The sequence below is a fragment of the Ruegeria sp. B32 genome, from assembly GCF_025141855.1.
Classification (GTDB): Bacteria; Pseudomonadota; Alphaproteobacteria; order Rhodobacterales; family Rhodobacteraceae; genus Ruegeria; species Ruegeria arenilitoris.
Genome location: NZ_CP081106.1, coordinates 350,927 through 369,604, shown reverse-complemented (window position 1 = coordinate 369,604; position 18,678 = coordinate 350,927). Strand labels below are relative to the sequence as shown.

Annotated in this window: 26 protein-coding genes; 10 read left to right on the top strand and 16 right to left on the bottom strand. The window is 62.7% G+C overall.

Annotated elements, in window-relative coordinates; all coding sequences use genetic code 11:
- Positions 1-243: 243 nt before the first annotated feature.
- A complete protein-coding gene (locus tag K3752_RS02075; protein ID WP_260064621.1) occupies positions 244-771 on the top strand; it encodes a hypothetical protein in 528 nt (175 codons plus the stop codon).
- 25 nt (positions 772-796) lie between these two features.
- On the top strand, positions 797-1,189 hold the full coding sequence (locus K3752_RS02070) for an META domain-containing protein (protein ID WP_170343431.1): 393 nt from the start codon (positions 797-799) through the stop codon (positions 1,187-1,189).
- Here K3752_RS02070 and recO read toward each other — a convergent pair.
- Positions 1,173-1,898, bottom strand: a complete 726-nt coding sequence (recO, locus tag K3752_RS02065; protein WP_170343430.1) for a DNA repair protein RecO — start codon at positions 1,896-1,898, stop codon at positions 1,173-1,175. The genes K3752_RS02070 and recO overlap by 17 nt on opposite strands.
- A 159-nt stretch (positions 1,899-2,057) precedes the next feature.
- Between recO and trhA the strand changes: the two genes are divergently transcribed.
- On the top strand, positions 2,058-2,705 hold the full coding sequence (trhA, locus tag K3752_RS02060) for a PAQR family membrane homeostasis protein TrhA (protein WP_260064617.1): 648 nt from the start codon (positions 2,058-2,060) through the stop codon (positions 2,703-2,705).
- A 7-nt stretch (positions 2,706-2,712) separates the two neighbouring features.
- On the opposite strand, the gene K3752_RS02055 is transcribed toward trhA, so the two are convergent.
- Together K3752_RS02055 and era are read right to left on the bottom strand one after the other, a co-directional pair.
- Positions 2,713-3,042, bottom strand: coding sequence for a DUF1491 family protein (locus K3752_RS02055; RefSeq protein ID WP_260064615.1), 330 nt, complete (start codon positions 3,040-3,042; stop codon positions 2,713-2,715).
- A complete protein-coding gene (gene era, locus K3752_RS02050) occupies positions 3,039-3,947 on the bottom strand; it encodes a GTPase Era (RefSeq protein WP_170343427.1) in 909 nt (302 codons plus the stop codon). Before era ends, K3752_RS02055 begins: the two co-directional genes overlap by 4 nt.
- A 160-nt stretch (positions 3,948-4,107) precedes the next feature.
- On the opposite strand from era, the gene K3752_RS02045 reads away from it, so the two are divergent.
- Positions 4,108-5,490 carry a multicopper oxidase family protein gene (locus tag K3752_RS02045; RefSeq protein ID WP_260064612.1) on the top strand — a complete coding sequence of 461 codons (1,383 nt, stop codon included), beginning with the start codon at positions 4,108-4,110 and terminating at the stop codon, positions 5,488-5,490.
- A 102-nt stretch (positions 5,491-5,592) separates the two neighbouring features.
- Here the strand turns inward: K3752_RS02045 and rnc are convergent, their stop codons facing one another.
- The 9 genes from rnc to folK form a co-directional block, all read right to left on the bottom strand.
- Positions 5,593-6,273, bottom strand: coding sequence for a ribonuclease III (gene rnc, locus K3752_RS02040; protein ID WP_170373281.1), 681 nt, complete (start codon positions 6,271-6,273; stop codon positions 5,593-5,595).
- On the bottom strand, positions 6,270-7,106 hold the full coding sequence (lepB, locus tag K3752_RS02035) for a signal peptidase I (RefSeq protein ID WP_170342658.1): 837 nt from the start codon (positions 7,104-7,106) through the stop codon (positions 6,270-6,272). Before lepB ends, rnc begins: the two co-directional genes overlap by 4 nt.
- Before the next feature lie 32 nt (positions 7,107-7,138).
- Entirely contained in the window at positions 7,139-7,585 is a 447-nt protein-coding gene (gene acpS / locus K3752_RS02030) for a holo-ACP synthase (RefSeq protein ID WP_093965271.1), read from the bottom strand.
- Positions 7,582-8,028: an ABZJ_00895 family protein gene (locus K3752_RS02025; protein ID WP_170584928.1), complete on the bottom strand. Its 447-nt coding sequence runs from the start codon at positions 8,026-8,028 to the stop codon at positions 7,582-7,584. The genes acpS and K3752_RS02025 overlap by 4 nt, the downstream gene beginning before the upstream one ends.
- A gap of 37 nt (positions 8,029-8,065) precedes the next feature.
- Positions 8,066-8,812, bottom strand: coding sequence for a pyridoxine 5'-phosphate synthase (locus tag K3752_RS02020; protein WP_260064605.1), 747 nt, complete (start codon positions 8,810-8,812; stop codon positions 8,066-8,068).
- Positions 8,805-9,503, bottom strand: coding sequence for a DUF2062 domain-containing protein (locus tag K3752_RS02015; protein ID WP_260064603.1), 699 nt, complete (start codon positions 9,501-9,503; stop codon positions 8,805-8,807). The genes K3752_RS02020 and K3752_RS02015 overlap by 8 nt, the downstream gene beginning before the upstream one ends.
- Before the next feature lie 16 nt (positions 9,504-9,519).
- The gene (locus K3752_RS02010; RefSeq protein WP_170343420.1) at positions 9,520-11,652 is read right to left on the bottom strand and encodes a bifunctional (p)ppGpp synthetase/guanosine-3',5'-bis(diphosphate) 3'-pyrophosphohydrolase; all 2,133 of its coding nucleotides are present in this window, start codon (positions 11,650-11,652) and stop codon (positions 9,520-9,522) included.
- A gap of 26 nt (positions 11,653-11,678) precedes the next feature.
- Positions 11,679-12,032, bottom strand: coding sequence for a DNA-directed RNA polymerase subunit omega (gene rpoZ, locus K3752_RS02005; protein ID WP_170343419.1), 354 nt, complete (start codon positions 12,030-12,032; stop codon positions 11,679-11,681).
- Positions 12,033-12,126: 94 nt separating this feature from the next.
- A complete protein-coding gene (folK, locus tag K3752_RS02000; protein WP_409233607.1) occupies positions 12,127-12,696 on the bottom strand; it encodes a 2-amino-4-hydroxy-6-hydroxymethyldihydropteridine diphosphokinase in 570 nt (189 codons plus the stop codon).
- Positions 12,697-12,832: 136 nt separating this feature from the next.
- Here folK and K3752_RS01995 point away from each other — a divergent pair, with 136 nt between their 5' ends.
- The 6 genes from K3752_RS01995 to K3752_RS01970 all read left to right on the top strand — a co-directional run bounded on the left by K3752_RS01995 (position 12,833) and on the right by K3752_RS01970 (position 16,666).
- Positions 12,833-13,405 (top strand): NYN domain-containing protein, encoded by a 573-nt coding sequence (locus tag K3752_RS01995; RefSeq protein WP_093965260.1) that lies wholly within the window; start codon positions 12,833-12,835, stop codon positions 13,403-13,405.
- Between the two features lie 200 nt (positions 13,406-13,605).
- A complete protein-coding gene (gene ispH / locus K3752_RS01990; RefSeq protein WP_260064598.1) occupies positions 13,606-14,556 on the top strand; it encodes a 4-hydroxy-3-methylbut-2-enyl diphosphate reductase in 951 nt (316 codons plus the stop codon).
- On the top strand, positions 14,553-15,005 hold the full coding sequence (locus K3752_RS01985; RefSeq protein WP_170584917.1) for a DUF3429 domain-containing protein: 453 nt from the start codon (positions 14,553-14,555) through the stop codon (positions 15,003-15,005). Before ispH ends, K3752_RS01985 begins: the two co-directional genes overlap by 4 nt.
- Entirely contained in the window at positions 15,002-15,586 is a 585-nt protein-coding gene (locus K3752_RS01980) for a bifunctional 2-polyprenyl-6-hydroxyphenol methylase/3-demethylubiquinol 3-O-methyltransferase UbiG (RefSeq protein ID WP_260064593.1), read from the top strand. The genes K3752_RS01985 and K3752_RS01980 overlap by 4 nt, the downstream gene beginning before the upstream one ends.
- Complete coding sequence (gene rnhA, locus K3752_RS01975) at positions 15,579-16,046, top strand: ribonuclease HI (RefSeq protein ID WP_260064591.1); 468 nt, start codon at positions 15,579-15,581, stop codon at positions 16,044-16,046. Before K3752_RS01980 ends, rnhA begins: the two co-directional genes overlap by 8 nt.
- A complete protein-coding gene (locus K3752_RS01970) occupies positions 16,043-16,666 on the top strand; it encodes a trimeric intracellular cation channel family protein (RefSeq protein WP_093965252.1) in 624 nt (207 codons plus the stop codon). The genes rnhA and K3752_RS01970 overlap by 4 nt, the downstream gene beginning before the upstream one ends.
- Here K3752_RS01970 and K3752_RS01965 read toward each other — a convergent pair.
- From K3752_RS01965 to fmt, 4 genes are read right to left on the bottom strand one after another with little or no spacing between them, the layout of a single operon-like run.
- On the bottom strand, positions 16,663-17,223 hold the full coding sequence (locus K3752_RS01965) for a DinB family protein (protein ID WP_260064589.1): 561 nt from the start codon (positions 17,221-17,223) through the stop codon (positions 16,663-16,665). The two genes, K3752_RS01970 and K3752_RS01965, sit on opposite strands and share 4 nt — an antisense overlap.
- 57 nt (positions 17,224-17,280) lie before the next feature.
- Positions 17,281-17,517 carry a GlsB/YeaQ/YmgE family stress response membrane protein gene (locus K3752_RS01960; protein WP_149776373.1) on the bottom strand — a complete coding sequence of 79 codons (237 nt, stop codon included), beginning with the start codon at positions 17,515-17,517 and terminating at the stop codon, positions 17,281-17,283.
- A 1-nt stretch (position 17,518) separates the two neighbouring features.
- The gene (locus K3752_RS01955) at positions 17,519-17,755 is read right to left on the bottom strand and encodes a hypothetical protein (RefSeq protein ID WP_260064586.1); all 237 of its coding nucleotides are present in this window, start codon (positions 17,753-17,755) and stop codon (positions 17,519-17,521) included.
- Positions 17,755-18,675 carry a methionyl-tRNA formyltransferase gene (fmt, locus tag K3752_RS01950; protein WP_260064584.1) on the bottom strand — a complete coding sequence of 307 codons (921 nt, stop codon included), beginning with the start codon at positions 18,673-18,675 and terminating at the stop codon, positions 17,755-17,757. The genes K3752_RS01955 and fmt overlap by 1 nt, the downstream gene beginning before the upstream one ends.
- Between the last annotated feature and the right edge of the window lie 3 nt (positions 18,676-18,678).

The window sequence follows — 18,678 nt, the reverse complement described above, 5'->3', positions numbered from 1 at the left end:
GCCCGCCCGTCGCGGTTTCCCCAACTTGACCCGGCCCAGCGCCGGGTCTTTTCTTTTGTACAAATCAAACAGGTTCACGGGCCTTGATCTTCGGGATTGTACATCCCTGATCTGGACCGTACGCTCCGGCGGAGAACAAAATTTGCCTTGGGTTCCGGCACCGGTTTCGGCTAAGTAGCCTGCGAACCGCATCATGCTGCGCCGCCGCAATGCAGATGCCCGAACAAGCCTTGCGGAGAAACCATGGCGCGCCTTCTGATCCTTGTTCTTGGCCTCCTGTTTGCAGGATGTAGCACGCCGCCCGGCACACCCTCGAGCGATGTTGCCGGTCTGAACCGCGCCATTCAGAACCTCAGCCCCGATGTCGATCCGCAGGAAGCCGCCCGCGCGGCGCAGATCGCCCATGACTATGCGCTGCAGCTGAGGGCCGAATACCGGGTCACCGATCCGGCGATCATCCACAACGCCAAGGTCATCAACGGTTTTCGCGAGCGCGGGCTGTGCAATGACTGGGCCGAGGACATGCTCAAGCGGCTGCGGCAGGAAAACTTCCGCACACTGGACCTGCACTGGATCACTTCGCCGCCGACCCCGTTTCGGATCATCCACCATTCCGCCGCGATCAGTGCCAAAGGCGATGGGCCCAATGACGCGATCGTGCTGGACGGCTGGCGCAACGGGGGTGACCTGTTCTGGGCGCCAGTACGCGAGGACACACGCTACAACTGGCGCCCCCGGATGGAAGTGCGCGCCGAACTGCTGGCGCAATGACGCCAAGTCGGGATAGAAAGCCCTCATGCTGCGCCTGAGCCTGATCCTGCCCGCCCTTGCCCTGCTGCAATGTGACCGCGACGAAAGCGTCGCCGCCTATGGCGCAGCCGACCGCACCTGGGTGCTGCAGGAGGTGAACGGCCAGCCCTATGACGCCAGCGCCCTGCTGCGCTTTCCCGAAGACGGCAAGATTGCCGGAAACGCGCCCTGCAACAGCTACTCGGGCACATTGAACGCGCCCTATCCGTGGTTCGAAATCACCGACCTCACCGCCACACGCGCCGCCTGCGCCGGGCTTGAGGCCGAAGGATTCTATTTCGCCGCGCTGCTGGCGATGACGCAGTCCGAGGTGTCGGGCGACGTGTTGATCCTGCGCAACGAGGACGGGCACGAGATGGTGTTCAAAGCCGCCGAGTGAATTGATCGACAAAGCGGGCGCGGGCTTCGGGCAGCGGCGTGTGACCCAGCGATGGCGCCACGCGATGCGCCAGAAAATAGCCGGTCGTGCGCAGCCCGGCGGCGATCTCGTCATCCGGGGCAGCCCCCTGCCCGCGCAGCACCGGCGGCAGAGGCAACAGCCGGTCGGCCCAATCCCCGGCGCCTTCGGCGCTGACCGCCCGGCCGGTCTTGGGCGAGACATAGGCCAGCCCCTCGGTCGTGCCGGTCACGGCGCATCGGGTCAGGTCCAGCCCAAAACCCAGTTCTTCAAGCAGGGCCAGTTCCCAGCGCAGGTAAGCCAGCGGCCAGATCTCGTCCTGGCCCAGCAGATCCATCAGCTGTTCCGTCTGTCGATAGATGCCGGGGTGCGGTTCGCGTTCGGGCAAGCAGAAGGACAGCAGCGCCACGACCGCGTTCAGCCCCGACAAGGCCAGCCGCCCCGAAAACGCCGCCGCCGCGCGCGAGCGCAACGGCTCGACCTGGAAGGTGCCGATATGTTCCTGCAGCCGCGCCCGCCACAGCACGTCCAACTGCGCGCCGGGTTGCAGGATGGGCGCGATCTTGCGGCTGGCACCCCCGCGCACCACGCCCGCATGTCGGCCATGGGTTTCGGTGAAAACCTCGATGATGGCCGCGGTTTCGCCGTGGCGGCGGGCGGTCAGAAGAATGCCATGGTCGCGCCAGTCCATGCGGGGCCCTTGGGTTGCCTTGAGGTCGCGTCGGACCGCGAAGGTAGAGCGCGGCGCGGAAAGAAGCAAATTCAATCGGAAGACACCGGCTGACGTGCCGGAATTGTGGACTTGGACCCGGGGCGATATTACCCAGAACGGGCAGCCACGAGACCAGACATGACCGACGCGACCTTTCCCAGTTTCAACCCTGCCTTCCGCCGTGCGGACATGACGGTGCATGCAGTGGGCCTCGCGTTGATCTTGATTGCGGGTGGCTTGCTGGTGGCTAAGGCGGCAACCCATCTGCAAGGTCCGCTGGTTGCTGCCGTCGTGGTTTACGTCTTGTGTGCGCTGGCGTCGAACCTGGCGTCCTGGGCCTATCACTTTCTACCGCTGCACGCACGGCGCACACTGCTGCGGCGCATCGACCACGCGGCGATCTATCCCAGCATTACGGGCACCTTCACGCCGTTCTTCGTTCTGGCTGGCACGCCCTGGACTTTGGGCCTGCTGGTGGTGTGTTGGGCGCTGACGGCGGTGGCGGTCTGGAACAAGATCACCAACGAAACAGTGAAATCGCGCTGGTCAACCGCATCCTACCTGGGGTTGGGCGCGCTGGGCCTGCTGGCCCTGCCCGACCTGCGGGGCGTACCGGTGGCGACACTGTGGTGCATTCTGGCCGGGTCCGGCTGCTATGTGATCGGAACCGCGTTCTACGCCCGCAAGACGCTGCCCTACCGCTATGCGATCTGGCACATCTGGGTGAACCTGGGCGGGATCGCCATGTTCGCGGGCGTCTGGCTGGCGCTGTCGCCTTTGTGGTAAAGCAGCCCTAGTCCAGCCCCTCTTCGTCCAACAGGTGCCGGCCCTGCCGGTCTTCGACCTCGATCACCCAAAGATCGGGGTCAAAGCTGCGCTGACGGGCAATGGCCTCGTCCACCTCGTCCTCGGGACCTTTGGCGAGCTCGATCCACTTGCGTGCGCCGCTGAGCAGGTCGAAGCTGCGCTGAAAGGCGGTGGCATTGCCGTCAAGCGTGTTGAGCTTGACCAGAACCGCGCCGGCAGTGTCGTCGCCATGGGTTACGACAAAGGCGGGGATCTCGTGCAGGCGCAGCCGGGCCAGATAGGCGTGGACCCAGAACTCGGCCGTCAGGCGGGTCATGCGTTGCCGTCTTTGAAGTCCAGCCCCATTTCCGAGTAGCGCTCGGCCTCTTCCAGCCAGTTGGGCCGGACCTTCACCTGCAGGAACAGGTGGACCTTGCGATCAAGGAATTCCTCCAACTCGGCCCGGGCGGCCTGGCTGACGGCCTTGATCGTCTCGCCGCGCTTGCCCAGCACGATGCCCTTGTGACCGTCGCGCATGACATAGATGATCTGGTCAATCTTGGCCGAACCATCCTTGCGCTCCTCCCAGTTCTCGGTCTCGACCGTCAGCTGATAGGGCAGCTCCTGGTGCAGGCGCAGGGTCAGCTTTTCGCGCGTGATCTCGGCCGCGATCATGCGCAGCGGCAGATCGGCGATCTGGTCTTCGGGATAAAGCCAGGGGCCTTCGGGCAGATGCTGTGCCAGCCAGGCACGCAAGTCCTCGACGCCGTGGCCCTTTTCGGCCGAGATCATGAAGGTTTCAGCAAAGGGGAAGCGGTCATTCAGGTCGCGGGTCAGTGACAGCAGCGCGGGGGCTTCGACCCGGTCGATCTTGTTGATCGCCAGCGCCACCTTGCGGCCCTGCGCGATCTCGGACAGGCCATCCAGGATGCGCTCGACACCTTCGGTGATACCGCGATGCGCTTCGACCATCAGCACGATGATGTCGGCATCGGCCGCGCCGCCCCAGGCCGCCGCGACCATCGCGCGGTCAAGCCGGCGGCGGGGTTTGAACAGGCCCGGCGTATCGACGAAGACCAGTTGCGCATCACCCTCCATGGCGACGCCGCGGATGCGGGCGCGCGTGGTCTGCACCTTGTGCGTCACGATCGAGACCTTGGCCCCGACCATGCGGTTCAGAAGGGTGGATTTGCCTGCATTGGGCTCTCCGATCAGGGCGATGAATCCGGCGCGTGTCGTCATTGTGTGGTGATCCTGTTTTCAAGTGCGCATCCCTATCGCAGAAAGGCACAGCGGGCCAGAGGCATTTGTCGCATTGCCGGGCCGGTACAGGAATGGCAGGACTGGCGCACAGGCCAAGCCGATCCCAGCCAGGCCGCGACCCGCATCTTGAGGATCAGGCATGAAAAGACGGGAGTTTCTTTTATCGGGCGGCGCCGCAATGGGGGCCGCGGGCTTGGGTGGACTTGCATTCGCGCCCAATAGCACTGATCAGGAACTGGCGGTTCAAAGCGCCAGCTACATGTTTCGGGACCAGCCTACGCAAGGAATGGTCAGCCTGAGCCCCGACGCTCCTCCGCCCGTCCTTTTTGGACGTCAGGGTGAAGCGATGAGACTGACGGTCAAAAACACTCTGTCCGATAATACCTCGATGCACTGGCACGGGATGCGAATCCGCAATGATATGGATGGCGTGCCTTATCTGACCCAGATGCCGCTGGGACAGAACGAAAGCTTCACCTACGAGTTCACACCCCCAGACGCCGGAACCTACTGGTATCACCCGCACTGCATGACGATGGAGCAGATGGCGCACGGTTTGACCGGAGTGATGGTCATCGCCGAGCCCGAAGACGTCGGGTTCGACAGCGAGCAAGTGATCAACCTACGGGACTTTCGCCTGGACGAGACGGGGGCATTTCTGCCCGCCTACACCCAGCGGGGCGCGGCCAGAGCCGGAACTTTCGGCAATGTGCAGACCGCGAACTGGCACCAGCATCCAGTCTATGACCACGCCGCCGGCAGCCTCGTGCGGCTGCGACTGCTCAATTCGGACACGACCCGGATCTACAAATTGCACCTGACGGGCGGAAACGCGCAGATCATCGCGTGGGACGGTCACCCGGTCACCGCCGAACTGCCGATGCCGAGTGCAGATGATCCCTTGCTGGTAGGCCCCGGTCAGCGTGTGGACTTTGCCGTTGCGATGCCAGACGGCGAAGGGGCGCAGGTCGACCTTGTGGCCAAACTGCCCGGTCAGCCCTTGAGGACGATGGCCAGCCTGCGATCGGTCGGGCGATCCGCGCACCGGGACCTGAGAGAACTGAAGCCTTTGCCGAAGAACCCGGTCGCCCTGCCCGACCTCGGCAACGCTCAGGTGCACGAATTCGTCTTCGGCTGGACGCCAGAAGGTGAACTGCCGGACAATGGGTTCTGCGGGTCTCTTGGATACAATTTCTGGTCGATCAACCGGGTTCCCTGGCCCGGAGATGCTGCCGCAGACGTCGGACCACTGGCGACGCTGGAACTGGGCAAAAGCTATGTCTTGAGGCTGCGCAATGAATCTCCGAACCTGCATCCGATCCATCTGCACGGGCTGGTCTTTGTGCCGTTGCGATCAAACCTGCGAGAATTGCCGCCGCTGGTGACGGACACCATGCTGCTGTTGAAAGACGAGGTCGTCGAAATCGGGCTGGTCGCAGACAATCCGGGCGACTGGGCCTTTCACTGCCATGTGATCGAACACCAGAAGACCGGGCTGACCGGGTTCTTGCGGGTCGTTTGAGCGGCAAGGTCTAGCCGTTGCAGACGTGGTTCGTGATAGGTGGACAGCCCTCGCGGACATTCCCGGACAGATCAAGAGCAGGCAACACCGCGATCGAAGAGATCAGCTTGTCACACGATCCAGCAGAGCCTGCGCGGCCGCCTGTTCCGCCTGACGTTTGGAGCCGGCGGTTGCCTGGGCCTCGGATCCGTCCTGCAGGCGGGCCGCGATGGTGAAAACAGGGGCGTGATCCGGGCCGCTGCGCGAAATCTCGACATAGGCGGGCGGTTTCTGCCCGCGCGCCTGCGCCCATTCCTGAAGCGATGTCTTGGCATCGCGCGCATCCGCTTCGACCGTGTGGATCCGGTCGCCCCACAGCGACAAGATCACTTTCTGCGCCGCCTCAAAACCGGCATCGCGATAGACCGCGGCGATAACTGCCTCCATGGCGTCGCCCAAAAGCGCCTGCTTGCGGCGCCCGCCCGACAGCATCTCTGACCGGCCCAGCTTCAGAACCGCGCCGATATCGATCTGGCGGGCAACGTCGGCACAGGTTTCCTTGCGCACCAGTGCGTTGAATCGGGGGGCCAGTTGGCCTTCGGTGGCCTTCTGATCCGCCTCGAGCAATGCGGTGGCCATCACAAGCCCCAGAACACGGTCACCCAGAAACTCGAGCCGCTGGTTGTCCGGACGCGTCGAAGACGAGACCGAACCATGGGTCAGTGCCCGAACCAGTAGTTCAGGGTTGGAGAACCTGTGTCCAAGGCGTTTTTCGAACGCCTTCATGTCGGTCGAAAGCTTCAATTGACCGCCTTGAAGAACCGGTCACCGCGCCAGGTCCAGAAAAACAGCATCGAACGCCCGGCGGACGAGAACATGATGCGGTCGGCTCGACCGATCAGGTTTTCATAAGGAACGTAGCCGACGCCGCCTGCGACCTGCGGCACGCGGCTGTCACTGGAATTGTCACGGTTGTCGCCCATGAAGAAGTAGTGCCCTTCCGGCACAGTGTAGACACCCGTGTTGTCAGTGCTCTGATTGCCGATATTCAGGATTTCATGCGACACGCCGCCCGGCAGAGTTTCGATCATCCGGGTCTTCTCACAGGTGCCGCCCACGCCGACCGGGCCATTTTCACAGCGGGGCCGAAGACGTTGAGGCCCTTGCGGCTCGGCGATTTCGGTAAAAGTGCCATCCGGGGTTTGCTTGGCTTCGGTGCCGTTGATGTAGACCACGCCATCCTTGATCTGGATCTTGTCTCCGGGCAGGCCGATCAGTCGCTTGATGTAGTCGCGCCCCGAAACCGGATGGCGGAACACGATGACGTCGCCACGCTCGGGCTCGCCGCCCAGTAGTCGGGTATTGTCGCCCCCCATCCAGCCGCAGATGTCTTCTGCATCGACATCGAGGCCGACACTGGGGATGATCAGACTGGGGCAGGACGCGTAGGAATAGCCATAGGCCATCTTGTTGACGAACAGGAAATCACCGATCAGCAGCGTGGGTTTCATCGACCCCGACGGAATCCAGAATGGCTGAAAGAACAGAGTGCGGAAAACGCCCGCGATCAGCAGGGCATAGACGATTGTCTTGATCGTCTCCCAGATGGCGTTTCCGGATTTGGCTTGCTCGGCCATACTGCTCTCCAGTCCTTGCTCGGCTCGGGGGGTTACATGCGGCGCGGTCGCGGGGGTGTCAAGGCCGCTGCGTCGGGATCACCAAGCGGGCGCGCCTCGATCACCACGAAGGCCTGCGCCCATGGATGATCGTCGGTCAAGGTGACGTGGATGATCGCCTCGTGTCCTTCGGGCGTCATTTCCTTCAACCGTTCCGCGGCCCAGCCGGTCACATGCATGACGGGCTGACCGGTGCGCAGATTGGTGACAGCCATGTCCTTCCAAGCGATGCCCATGCGCAGCCCCGTGCCCAGCGCCTTGGAGCACGCCTCTTTCGCGGCCCAGCGCTTGGCGTAGGTTCCGGCCGTATCCCGCCGGCGCTCGGCCTTGCGCTGCTCGGTCTCGGTGAAGACACGGTTGCGGAACCGGTCACCGAACCGATCGAGCGTGCCCTGAATGCGCTCGATATTCGCAAGATCCGTACCGATGCCGAGTATCATGAGTTCGACTCTTTCTTTGCCCTTTCAAGAGCCTTGAACGCCGACCGGGCGCCCACCCACAGGAATAGCCGCGAAATGAGAAACGCCACGACAAAGGTGATCGTGAAACCGATCACCAAAAAGTTCACCGGGATACCGGCCAATCCCTCGGACATGCCCGGAACGACAAGAAAGAACAGCCCAGCCATGACAAGGTTGGTCAACATGCCGACGACGCCCATCCATAGTGCGGCGCTCCACATGTCGCCGCTGCCCGGCATGGTCTGGTGCGTCTGAACCTGTCGGTGTCCTTCGAAAGTCGCGGCGGCCAAAAAGGGGATGAACGGCAGGAAACTGCTGGACAAGTCAATTCCGAACACCGCCGAAACGCCGAACAAAACAGCCGGGACCGCAATCGATGTGATTACGAAGACGACAAGAAACCTTGGAATGTTCAAGCGCATCGGGAGATCCAGAAGAAGGAGGCTTCAAGGCAGCGGATCATTGGCGCGCCTCATCCATCAGGCGGCGCATTTCCTGAATGGCTGGGGTGAGACCCCGGAAGATGGACTCGCCGATCAGGAAATGGCCAATGTTCAACTCGCGCACTTCGGGAAAGGCGGCAACGGGCTGGACCGTGTCATAGGACAGGCCATGGCCGGCATGCACTTCAAGGCCCAGCGAATGGGCAAAGGTGGACATCTTGCGCAGCGCCTCCAGTTCGCGTTCCGCATCGTCCACCCGACCGTCGGCATGGGCGTCGCAATAGGCACCAGTGTGCAGCTCGATCACTTCGGCGCCGATGCGGTGGGCGGCCTCGATCTGCTTGGGGTCTGCGGCGATGAAGATCGACACCCGGCAACCGACGTCACGAAGCGGCGCGATGAAATGCGCCAGACGGTTTTCCTCGCGCGCGACTTCCAGGCCACCTTCGGTGGTACGTTCCTCGCGCTTCTCGGGGACGATGCAGACGGCGTGCGGCTTGTGGCGCAGAGCGATCTTCTGCATCTCATCCGTAGCCGCCATTTCAAAGTTCAGCGGAACAGACAGAACCTCCATCAGCCCGTCGATATCGGCATCCGAGATATGCCGCCGGTCTTCGCGCAGGTGCGCGGTGATGCCGTCGGCCCCGGCCTCTTCGGCAAGCTTTGCGGCGCGAAGCGGGTCGGGATAGGCGCCGCCACGGGCGTTGCGCACGGTGGCGACATGGTCGATATTCACGCCCAAGCGCAGAGGGGTGTCAGACATCCTTCGAATCCTTTTTGTTCGCGTCGCCCGAGCCTATCGGGTTTGGTCGGGGAACGGCAGAGCTTGCTTCGGCCAAGCGTTTGATTTCTTCGAACTTCGCCTTGATCTTTGCGCGGCGGCGCATCTGATAGGTTCGGATCACCGGCAGGCTGATATAGGTGCAGATCACGCCGGCCACGATGCCGGGAATGATGCCGCCAATCATGTAGGGAAAGAACACTTCGTCATAAAATTGCGACAGCCCGTGCCAGTCAACGACCCGATCGGAAAACATCGCCAGGAAGTTATCCTTGAGGTCCCCCATCGCGCTGGCAAATTTGCCCATCAGCCCCTTGGTGTCGCCCTCTTCGTATTCGGTGCCCAGCAGGAAATGCCCAGTTTGCAGGCAGACCACGCCGATCGGAACGTAGGTCAGCGGGTTGCCGAAAAACGTGCCGCTCAACGCGGCAAGGATGTTGCCGTTCAGCAGCCGGGCCAAGACCGCGGCAACCAGAAAATGAAGGCCGTAGAATGGGGTGAAGGACGCGAACACCCCGGCCCCTACCCCGCGGGCAATGCGTTCGGGCGAGTCCGGAAGACGACGGACGCGGTGTTTGACATAGTGGAAGGCGCGGGTCCAACCGCCGCGAGGATAGACCAACTCGGACAGGACCTGGAGTACCGAGCGGCGATCACGGCGCTTGAAAACCACTCCTGATCACCCCTTCTCAGCCAGCTGCGACCGCAGCGCTTGTCATGTCCCGATACCGTTCGACCGCAGCCACGTCACTTTCCGCCTCGAGCATCAGCATCAGCGAATGCAGCTGTTCAAGATCCCGCACCTCGATACTGATCAGCAGACGATAGAAATCTGGCTTCCGGTCCACGAATTCCAGGTTCGAAATATTGGCCTTTTTCTCGCCGATCAATGTGCAAATACGTCCCAGCACGCCGGCGTCGTTGCCGATGGTCAGTTCCAACGTGGCGCCGTAGGCGGCCGGATGCGTGCCGGTATGCCAGTGGAGGTTCACCCACCGTTGCGGCTGATCCTCGAATTCGGCAAGGCGATCGCAATCGATGGAATGCACCACCACGCCCTTGCCCCGAGACGTGATACCCACGATGCGTTCGCCCGGCAAAGGCTGGCAGCACGGCGCGCGTTCAAACCCCTGCCCCGGCTCAAGCCCGATCACGGCGCGACGCAAGGGGATTGCTTCGCCCTCGTCGCGGGTCAGGTCGGGATAGACCGCGGCCACTACATCATGGGCGGTCAGTTCGGCACTGCCGACGCGGGCCAGCAACTCATCGCTGTTCTTGATGCGCAGGTGTTTGGCGGCGGTTTCCAATGCCTTGTCGGTCGCCTTGCGGCCAACATGTTCGAACCCCGCGCGGACCAGTTCGCGTCCCAGTTTGATGAACCGTTCACGGTCAACCTCGCGCAGGGCGCGGCGGATGGCGGTGCGGGCCTTGCCGGTCACGGCAATCTCAAGCCAGGTCACCTGCGGGGTCTGGCCGTCGGCGGTGATGATGTCGACCGATTGGCCATTCTTGAGCCGCGTCCACAGCGGCACACGGATACCGTCCACCTTGGCTCCGACACAGGCATGGCCGATGCGCGTATGAATGGCGTAGGCGAAATCGATCGGGGTCGCCCCGCGCGGCAGTTTCACCACGTCGCCCTTGGGGGTGAAGCAGAACACCTGGTCCGAATACATCTCGAGCTTCACCGCCTCGAGGAAATCTTCGTGGTCTTCCTCGGTATCGAACTGCTCGGTCAGGTTGGCGATCCACTTGGCCGGATCGACCGCAAAGGGGTTTTCCGTCCGCACACCGTCACGATAGGACCAGTGCGCGGCCACACCTGTCTCGGCGACATCATGCATCTGACGGGTACGGATCTGCACCTCGACCCGCTTGCCGTCACGGCCCGAGACCGTCGTATGGATCGAGCGGTAACCGTTCGATTTCGGCTGGCTGATATAGTCCTTGAACCGCCCCGGCACCGCGCGCCAGCGCTGGTGTATGGCCCCAAGGGTGCGATAGCAGTCTTCTTCGGTCTGGGTAATGATGCGGAAGCCATAGATGTCGGACAGGCGCGAAAAGCCCTGATCCTTTTCCTGCATCTTGCGCCAGATCGAGTAGGGTTTCTTGGCGCGACCAAAGACTTCGGCCTCGATCCCCGCTTTCTCAAGCTCGTGCCGCATGTCGCCGGTGATCCGGTGAATCACGTCGCCGGTTTCGCGCTGCAGCGTGATGAAGCGGCGGATGATCGACTGGCGGCCTTCGGGATTGAGGACGCGGAACGCCAGGTCCTCAAGCTCTTCGCGCATCCACTGCATGCCCATCCGGCCGGCCAGCGGCGCGTAGATGTCCATCGTTTCGCGCGCTTTCTGCACCTGCTTTTCAGGGCGCATTGCCTTGATCGTGCGCATATTGTGCAGGCGGTCGGCCAGCTTGACCAGGATCACCCGCAGGTCCTTGGACATGGCCATGAACAGTTTGCGGAAGTTCTCGGCCTGCTTGGTTTCGCGACTGGAAAGCTGCAGGTTGGTCAGCTTGGTGACACCGTCGACCAGCATCGCCACCTCGTCACCGAACAGTTCGGCGATCTTGGAATAGCTTGCCTTGGTGTCCTCGATCGTGTCGTGCAGCAGCGCGGTGATGATCGTGGCATCGTCCAGGCGCTGCTCGGTCAGAATGGCGGCAACTGCGACGGGATGCGAAAAATAGGGCTCGCCCGAGTGCCGGAACTGCCCTTCATGCATCTGCATTCCGAACTCATAGGCCCGGGCGATGCGATCGGCATTTGTCTTGGGGTTGTAGTTGCGGACCAGCGCAATCAGGTCTTCAACAGAAATCATCCGGTCCGCACCTTCGCTTGCAGGGCTTACCCCTGCCCCTGGGCCTCCATCAGGGCACGCAGGAGTTTCTCTTCGGACATGTCGTCATCTGCCGGCTTGTCCGACTCTGCACCCATCAACAGCGCCATCTGATCTTCTTCGGGCTCGTCGACCTCGATCTGTGTCTGGTTGGCCTCGATCAGACGTTCACGCAGCTCGTCCGCCGTCTGGGTTTCTTCGGCAATCTCGCGCAGAGCCACGACGGGGTTCTTGTCGTTGTCGCGGTCAACGGTGATCGATCCGCCAGTGGAAATCTCGCGCGCACGATGGGCGGCAAGCATCACCAGTTCGAACCGGTTCGGTACCTTGTCTACGCAGTCTTCGACCGTCACGCGGGCCATGAGGCGCTCTCCACAAATGAATCCGTGTCAGGAAGGGGTTTATCTAAGCGCGATTCTCTGCCTTGACAAGCGGGAAATGCCCAGCATTGGCGGCTCAGAGGGGTGTTACGGCGGCAACCTCGTCCGCAGGCAGCTGTCCGATCATTTCCCGGACGGTCAAATCCAGCACCGGATGGCGCCAATCGGGCGCGACGTCAGCCATTGGAACCAGCACGAATGCCCGATCCTGCAGGCGCGGGTGCGGCACTATCAGTTGTTCGGGCGCGGATCGCACCTGCTGGTCCATCGGCAAATCCAACCAGCGGCGGTATCCGTCCAGGTCCGGCAGAACGCGGTCGTCCCAGCAGACAAGATCAAGATCAAGTGTGCGCATACCCCAACGCTGAACCCTGGCGCGGCCGAACTCGGCCTCGACCTCATGCAGCAGGTCCAGAACACCGCGCGGATCCAGTTCCGTCTCGATCACAGCGGCTGCGTTCACGTAGTCCGGGCCGGCGCCCGCAGGGAAGCAGGGGGTCGAAAAAAGCCGGCTTTTGGCCCGAATCACCAGCCCCTTGGCCTCCATGACCTCGAGAGCCTGCGCGAGTGTCACCTTGGGCCCGTTTCCTCTCAAGGTGAGATTTGCCCCCAACGCCACGACCACTTTTGACATGGATTTGACCACTTTTATCCCCGTATTCCGTTCAGAGAATACTTGCGATACAGGTCAAATAGCCTATTTTAAAGGCATCAATGCGCGAATTTATTTTTTTCACTCACAGACACCTCCGCGCGTTGAGCGATACCGGAAGGACAAATTAATGTTTTACAAGGACGAACGGCTTGCGCTGTTCATCGACGGCTCGAATCTGTACGCCGCCGCAAAAGCACTGGGGTTTGACATCGATTACAAGTTGCTTCGCCAGGAATTCATGCGTCGAGGCAAGCTTCTCAGAGCCTTCTACTACACAGCGCTGCTAGAAAACGACGAATACTCACCGATCCGTCCGCTTGTCGATTGGCTGCATTACAATGGCTTCACCATGGTGACCAAGCCGGCCAAGGAATACACCGACAGCATGGGGCGCCGTAAGGTCAAGGGGAACATGGACATCGAACTGACTGTCGATGCCATGGAGCTTGCGCCGCGCGTGGATCATATCGTGCTGTTTTCGGGCGATGGGGATTTCCGCCCGCTGATTGCCAGCCTGCAACGTCAGGGCGTGCGCGTTTCGGTGGTTTCGACCATCCGTAGCCAGCCGCCGATGATTTCGGACGAGCTGCGTCGTCAGGCCGACAATTTCATCGAGCTTGACGATCTGCGCGACGTGATCGGACGCCCTCCGCGGGACGTGTCCGATGAACCGCGCACGGTAGCCGTCGCAGGAAAATAAGAACTCCGCCATCCACCACTCACACATGTGGAGCAATCGCGCGGTTAGGACTTCGTGTCCTGGCCGCGCTTCTTTAATCAAAAACCCGTGCTCAAACGGGTATTGGCTAACAGGACTTCATGTCAGCATGATGACAAGGCTGTCCTGACTGGACCAACAGGTGGAAAAGCCTTACCTGTCCCTGTCAAGGAGACAGACGCATGACCAAGCCCCCCCTGACCCTGTATCTGGCCGCCCCGCGCGGGTTCTGCGCCGGTGTGGACCGCGCGATCAAGATCGTGGAAATGGCCCTGCAGAAATGGGGCGCCCCGGTCTATGTCCGGCATGAGATCGTGCACAACAAGTTCGTCGTGGACGGGCTGCGCGCCAAGGGTGCCGTCTTTGTCGAAGAGCTGGACGAATGCCCCGATGACCGGCCGGTGATCTTTTCCGCCCACGGCGTGCCCAAATCGGTGCCCGCCGCCGCAGCCGCGCGCGAGATGATCTATGTCGACGCCACCTGTCCGCTGGTGTCCAAGGTCCATATCGAGGCCCAGCGCCACGCCGAGGCCGGGTTGCAGATGATCATGATTGGGCACAAGGGCCACCCCGAAACCGTCGGCACCATGGGCCAGTTGCCGGACGGCGAGGTCCTGCTGGTGGAAACGGTTGACGATGTGGCCGGGGTGCAGGTCCGCGACCCTGAAAAACTGGCCTTCGTCACCCAGACCACCCTGTCGGTGGACGACACGCGCGACATCGTGGCCGCGCTGCAGGACCGGTTCCCGGCCATCGTCGGCCCGCACAAGGAAGACATCTGTTATGCCACCACCAACCGCCAGGAAGCGGTGAAAACCGTTGCGCCCAAGTCGGATGCGCTGCTGGTGGTGGGTGCGCCCAACTCCTCGAATTCGCGCCGCCTGGTCGAGGTGGCGTCCAAGGCGGGCTGCACCTATGCCCAGCTGGTGCAGCGCGCCACCGACATCGACTGGCGCGCGCTCGACGGGATTTCCAGCATCGCCATCACCGCCGGTGCCTCGGCCCCCGAAGTTCTGGTGAACGAGGTGATCGACGCCTTCCGCGACCGCTATGACGTGACCGTCGAAACCGTCGAAACCGCCACCGAGAATGTCGAGTTCAAGGTGCCCCGCATTCTGCGCGTGCCTGCATGAGCGGCATCCCCCGCGCACCGTTGGTTCTGGGCCTGGCCGGTCTGATCCCCTTTGTCTGGGGCGCGCTGACCTACCTGAGCGGAGACCTAAATGATTGGGGCAGCCGCGCGCTGGGCCCGCGGTTCGTGGGGCCCTATGTGCAGCTGTTTTATGGCGCTGTGATCCTCAGCTTCATGTCCGGCGTTCTGTGGGGCTTTGCCACCAAGACCGCGGGCAGCCGGGCGGCGCTGTGCTATGGGCTGTCGGTTCTGCCGGCGCTGTGGGCGTTCTTCACCACCGGCGGCGGGCCGGTCGACGCGGGCACCAACCTGATGATCGGTTTTGCCGGGCTGCTGGTGCTGGACGCGCTGTTCTGGTCCTGGGGCCTGACCCCGCGCTGGTGGATGAAACTGCGGTTGCTGCTGAGCGCCGTCGTGCTGGCCTGCCTGGCCGTTGGAGTAGTCCTGTGAGCGACAAACGAACCATCGACGCCTACACAACCCGTGTGGACGACTATCTGAAAGTGCCACTGCCGCCCGAGCAGATCGAGGCGCGCGCAGCCTTTGCGCAGGCGGTCGGCGACGGGCTGGTGCTGGATCTGGGGTCGGGTCCGGGGTCGGACAGCGGTTTCTTTCTGCGCCAGGGGCTGCGGGTTCGGGCGCTGGACGCCACACCGGCCTTTGTCGAACACGCCCGCGCAAATGGCGTGGACGCGCATCTGGGCACGTTCGACGACGTGACCGAAACGGCCGAATACGATGGGGTCTATGCCAGCTTTTCCCTGCTGCACGCCCCGCGCGCCGAATTCCCGCGACACCTGGCCGCCATCCACGGGGCCCTGAAGCCGGGCGGCGTGTTCTTTCTGGGCCTCAAACTGGGCACCGAAGAGCATCGCGACGAACTGGACCGCTATTACACCTATTTCACGCGCCCCGAGATCGAGACCGCGTTGGTCGAGGCCGGGTTCGTCATTGACCGTGTCACCACCGGTATGGGAAAGGGGCTGGCCGGATCGTATGACGGTTTCATTCTGGTGCTGGCCCATGCCTGATCTGTTTGCCTATACCGATGGTGCCTGTTCGGGCAATCCCGGCCCGGGGGGCTGGGGCGTGCTGCTGCGGGCGATGGATGGAGAAACCGTCCTGAAAGAGCGCGAGTTGAACGGCGGCGAGGCCGAGACCACCAACAACCGGATGGAGCTTCTGGCCGCGATCAGCGCGCTCGAAACATTGGAGCGGCCCTCGAAAATTACCATCGTGACCGACAGCGCCTATGTGAAAAACGGGGTGACGGGCTGGATCCACGGGTGGAAGCGCAACGGCTGGAAGACCGCAAGCAAGAAGCCCGTCAAGAACGTGGACCTGTGGCAGCGGCTGGACGAAGCCCAACAACGCCATAACGTGACCTGGGAATGGGTCAAGGGCCATGCCGGCCACCCCGAAAACGAACGCGCCGACGAACTGGCGCGCGCGGGCATGGCCCCGTTCAAGCCGAAAAAGGCCCGCACATGAGTGGTCTGGCCCTGCTGGACTATGCCTCGGTTCTGGTCTTTGCGCTGACCGGCGCGCTGGTGGCCAGCCGGGCGCAGCTGGATCTTGTGGGATTTGCCTTCATCGCCTGTCTGACGGCGGTGGGCGGTGGCACGGTGCGCGATCTGCTGCTGGATCGGCATCCCGTCTTCTGGGTGGGCCAACCTGACTATATCCTGATCGCGGTAGCAGCGGCGGTGGTCGTGTTCTTCACCGCGCATCTTGTCGAAAGCCGCTACAACTGGTTGGTCTGGCTGGACAGTTTCGCGTTGTCGATCGCCGTGGCCGCGGGAACGGGCGCGGCGCTGGCGCTGGGTCAGTCGGGCGTGATCGTGGTGCTGATGGGTGTGACCACCGGTTGCCTGGGCGGGCTGATGCGCGACGTGGTCTGCAACGAGGTGCCGCTGGTGCTCAAACAGGGCGAGCTCTATGTCTCGTGCGCCTTCACCGGGGCGCTGGTGGCCGTGGTGGCCACACGTCTGGGGCTGGAGACGCTGCTGGCACTGGGCCTGTGCGCGCTGTCCTGCTGGGCGCTGCGGGCCGGATCGCTGCTGTTCGGCTGGCAGTTGCCGGTCTACAAGGCACGCCCGCCACGAAGCTAGAGGCCGCGCCAGACCTCTTCCTCGGTCAGGTTGAGAGATGTGAAGTCTTCGGCCCGCAACGATCTGTCAGCCTCCCACTCCATGAAGAATTCATCCAGTTGCGGCGGAGCGATCATCGTGCCCGAAAGCATCGAATGCACTTGTCCCCGATGGTGAATCTGGTGCTGCAGCAAGTGCAGGATCGTGCGGTCGTAACGCTCGACTTGCACCAACTCCCCACGTGGAATCCTGACGCGTGCAGTTTCATCCAAAACCTTCTCATCGCGGCAAACATCCACGAAACGTCGGTCGATGGCGCGTTGGTGCGCCGAAAGCTCGGGCAAGTCGGGATAGGGAGTTTCCGGGTCGAAGGCGTCCAATCCCATTGGCCGGCCTTCCAGAGCGGTGACGTAGAAAAGATCAACCGTATAAATGTGATTGAGAGTCTCGATGATGGACGGGAAGAAACCAGTACGGTGCTTCGCCAGTTCCTCGGGGGGCAATTGCGCGCAAGCGTCCAGAATTCGGTGGTTGGCCCATGCGTTGTTATAAGCTTGTGGCAAGAAATAGTTTTTCATTGCCGATGCCTAGTTGATTGCCAAGGCACTGTCTAGCGTGGCCTGCGGCCTGCCGCATCAACGCCGGAAATAGGTCTTCCAGATCCAGATCAGCAGCAGCGCGCCCAGCACCGCGCCGACGAATCCGGGCATCCAGCCCATGACCGTCAGCAAGGCGCGCATGATCAGCCCGCCCACCACGGCCCCGGCGATACCGATCAGCAGGGTGGTGGGGATGTCCGCCTCGATCCGCATCAGGCGGGTGGCCAGAAATCCGGCCGCGGCGCCGATGACGATCAAGGCAAGGACGGGCATCTCATTTCCTCCAGTGCGTGGGCACGATGATCAAGGCCCCCACCGACGAGATCACCGCATCCAGCCCAGGCGGTGCAAAGCTGATGCCGAACATGATGCGGATGAAATAGAACAGGAACGCCCCGCCCACGCAGATGATGATGGATTGCAGATAACCGTTGTGGGTAAAGCCCGTCACCTCGGACAGATAGCCGACGATGCCGGCAATCACGACGGTACCCATCATCACCATGAACATCAGGACGTCTCCGAGCCGAGGCGGGTTCCGGCCGGGATCGGCCAGCCCCGCAGGAAGGTTTCCCTATCCTGCGTCGCCTTGCCCGCCCGTTGCAAGCGCAGCAGTTCGACTGCGCCGGTGCCGCAGGCCACCCGCAGCGCGTCGTCCAGCACCTCGCCCGGCATGCCCTGCCCGTCCGACAGGCGCGAGGCGAGCAGCTTGACGCGCTCGCCCTCAATCTGAGTCCAGGCGCCGGGAAAGGGCGACAGGCCGCGGATCTGGCGATCGACTTCGACAGCTGGGCGCGACCAGTCCACGCGGGCCTCGGCCTTGTCGATTTTTGCGGCATAGGTCACGCCGACCTCGGGCTGCGGTTCGGGAGTCAGCTCGGGCAGGCGGTCCAGAGCCTGCACGATCAGATCGGCGCCCATCGCCGACAGGCGGTCATGCAGCTGGGCGGTGGTTTCCTCGGGTCCGATCGGGGTGGCCTGACGCAGCAGGACGGGGCCGGTGTCCAGGCCGGCCTCCATCTGCATGATACAGACGCCGGTCTCGGCATCGCCCGCCATGATCGCCCGGTGGATCGGCGCGGCCCCGCGCCAGCGGGGCAGAAGGCTTGCGTGAATGTTCAAGCAGCCATGTTTCGGAGCATCCAGGATCGCCTGCGGCAGGATGAGCCCATAGGCCACGACCACGACCACATCGGCCTTCAGCGCAGCAAAGGCGGCCTGTTCCTCGGGCGATTTCAGCGAGGTGGGATGGCGCACCGGCAGGCCCAGCGCCTCGGCGCGGGCATGCACCGGCGTGGGCCGGTCCTTCTTGCCGCGACCGGCCGGGCGCGGGGGCTGGCAATAGACGGCGGCGATCTCATGCCCGGCCTGCACCAGCGCATCCAGCACCGGCACCGAAAACTCGGGCGTTCCCATGAAAATGACGCGCATGCC

What these genes read in the sequence shown, in the direction of transcription:
- K3752_RS02075 (WP_260064621.1), top strand. Translation starts at nt 244, where the DNA reads ATGGCGCGCCTTCTGATCCTTGTTCTTGGCCTCCTGTTTGCAGGATGT.
- K3752_RS02070 (WP_170343431.1), top strand. Translation starts at nt 797, where the DNA reads ATGCTGCGCCTGAGCCTGATCCTGCCCGCCCTTGCCCTGCTGCAATGT.
- recO (WP_170343430.1), bottom strand. Translation starts at nt 1,898, where the DNA reads ATGGACTGGCGCGACCATGGCATTCTTCTGACCGCCCGCCGCCACGGC.
- trhA (WP_260064617.1), top strand. Translation starts at nt 2,058, where the DNA reads ATGACCGACGCGACCTTTCCCAGTTTCAACCCTGCCTTCCGCCGTGCG.
- K3752_RS02055 (WP_260064615.1), bottom strand. Translation starts at nt 3,042, where the DNA reads ATGACCCGCCTGACGGCCGAGTTCTGGGTCCACGCCTATCTGGCCCGG.
- era (WP_170343427.1), bottom strand. Translation starts at nt 3,947, where the DNA reads ATGACGACACGCGCCGGATTCATCGCCCTGATCGGAGAGCCCAATGCA.
- K3752_RS02045 (WP_260064612.1), top strand. Translation starts at nt 4,108, where the DNA reads ATGAAAAGACGGGAGTTTCTTTTATCGGGCGGCGCCGCAATGGGGGCC.
- lepB (WP_170342658.1), bottom strand. Translation starts at nt 7,106, where the DNA reads ATGGCCGAGCAAGCCAAATCCGGAAACGCCATCTGGGAGACGATCAAG.
- acpS (WP_093965271.1), bottom strand. Translation starts at nt 7,585, where the DNA reads ATGATACTCGGCATCGGTACGGATCTTGCGAATATCGAGCGCATTCAG.
- K3752_RS02025 (WP_170584928.1), bottom strand. Translation starts at nt 8,028, where the DNA reads ATGCGCTTGAACATTCCAAGGTTTCTTGTCGTCTTCGTAATCACATCG.
- K3752_RS02020 (WP_260064605.1), bottom strand. Translation starts at nt 8,812, where the DNA reads ATGTCTGACACCCCTCTGCGCTTGGGCGTGAATATCGACCATGTCGCC.
- K3752_RS02010 (WP_170343420.1), bottom strand. Translation starts at nt 11,652, where the DNA reads ATGATTTCTGTTGAAGACCTGATTGCGCTGGTCCGCAACTACAACCCC.
- rpoZ (WP_170343419.1), bottom strand. Translation starts at nt 12,032, where the DNA reads ATGGCCCGCGTGACGGTCGAAGACTGCGTAGACAAGGTACCGAACCGG.
- K3752_RS01995 (WP_093965260.1), top strand. Translation starts at nt 12,833, where the DNA reads ATGTTTTACAAGGACGAACGGCTTGCGCTGTTCATCGACGGCTCGAAT.
- ispH (WP_260064598.1), top strand. Translation starts at nt 13,606, where the DNA reads ATGACCAAGCCCCCCCTGACCCTGTATCTGGCCGCCCCGCGCGGGTTC.
- K3752_RS01985 (WP_170584917.1), top strand. Translation starts at nt 14,553, where the DNA reads ATGAGCGGCATCCCCCGCGCACCGTTGGTTCTGGGCCTGGCCGGTCTG.
- rnhA (WP_260064591.1), top strand. Translation starts at nt 15,579, where the DNA reads ATGCCTGATCTGTTTGCCTATACCGATGGTGCCTGTTCGGGCAATCCC.
- K3752_RS01970 (WP_093965252.1), top strand. Translation starts at nt 16,043, where the DNA reads ATGAGTGGTCTGGCCCTGCTGGACTATGCCTCGGTTCTGGTCTTTGCG.
- K3752_RS01965 (WP_260064589.1), bottom strand. Translation starts at nt 17,223, where the DNA reads ATGAAAAACTATTTCTTGCCACAAGCTTATAACAACGCATGGGCCAAC.
- K3752_RS01960 (WP_149776373.1), bottom strand. Translation starts at nt 17,517, where the DNA reads ATGCCCGTCCTTGCCTTGATCGTCATCGGCGCCGCGGCCGGATTTCTG.
- K3752_RS01955 (WP_260064586.1), bottom strand. Translation starts at nt 17,755, where the DNA reads ATGTTCATGGTGATGATGGGTACCGTCGTGATTGCCGGCATCGTCGGC.
- fmt (WP_260064584.1), bottom strand. Translation starts at nt 18,675, where the DNA reads ATGCGCGTCATTTTCATGGGAACGCCCGAGTTTTCGGTGCCGGTGCTG.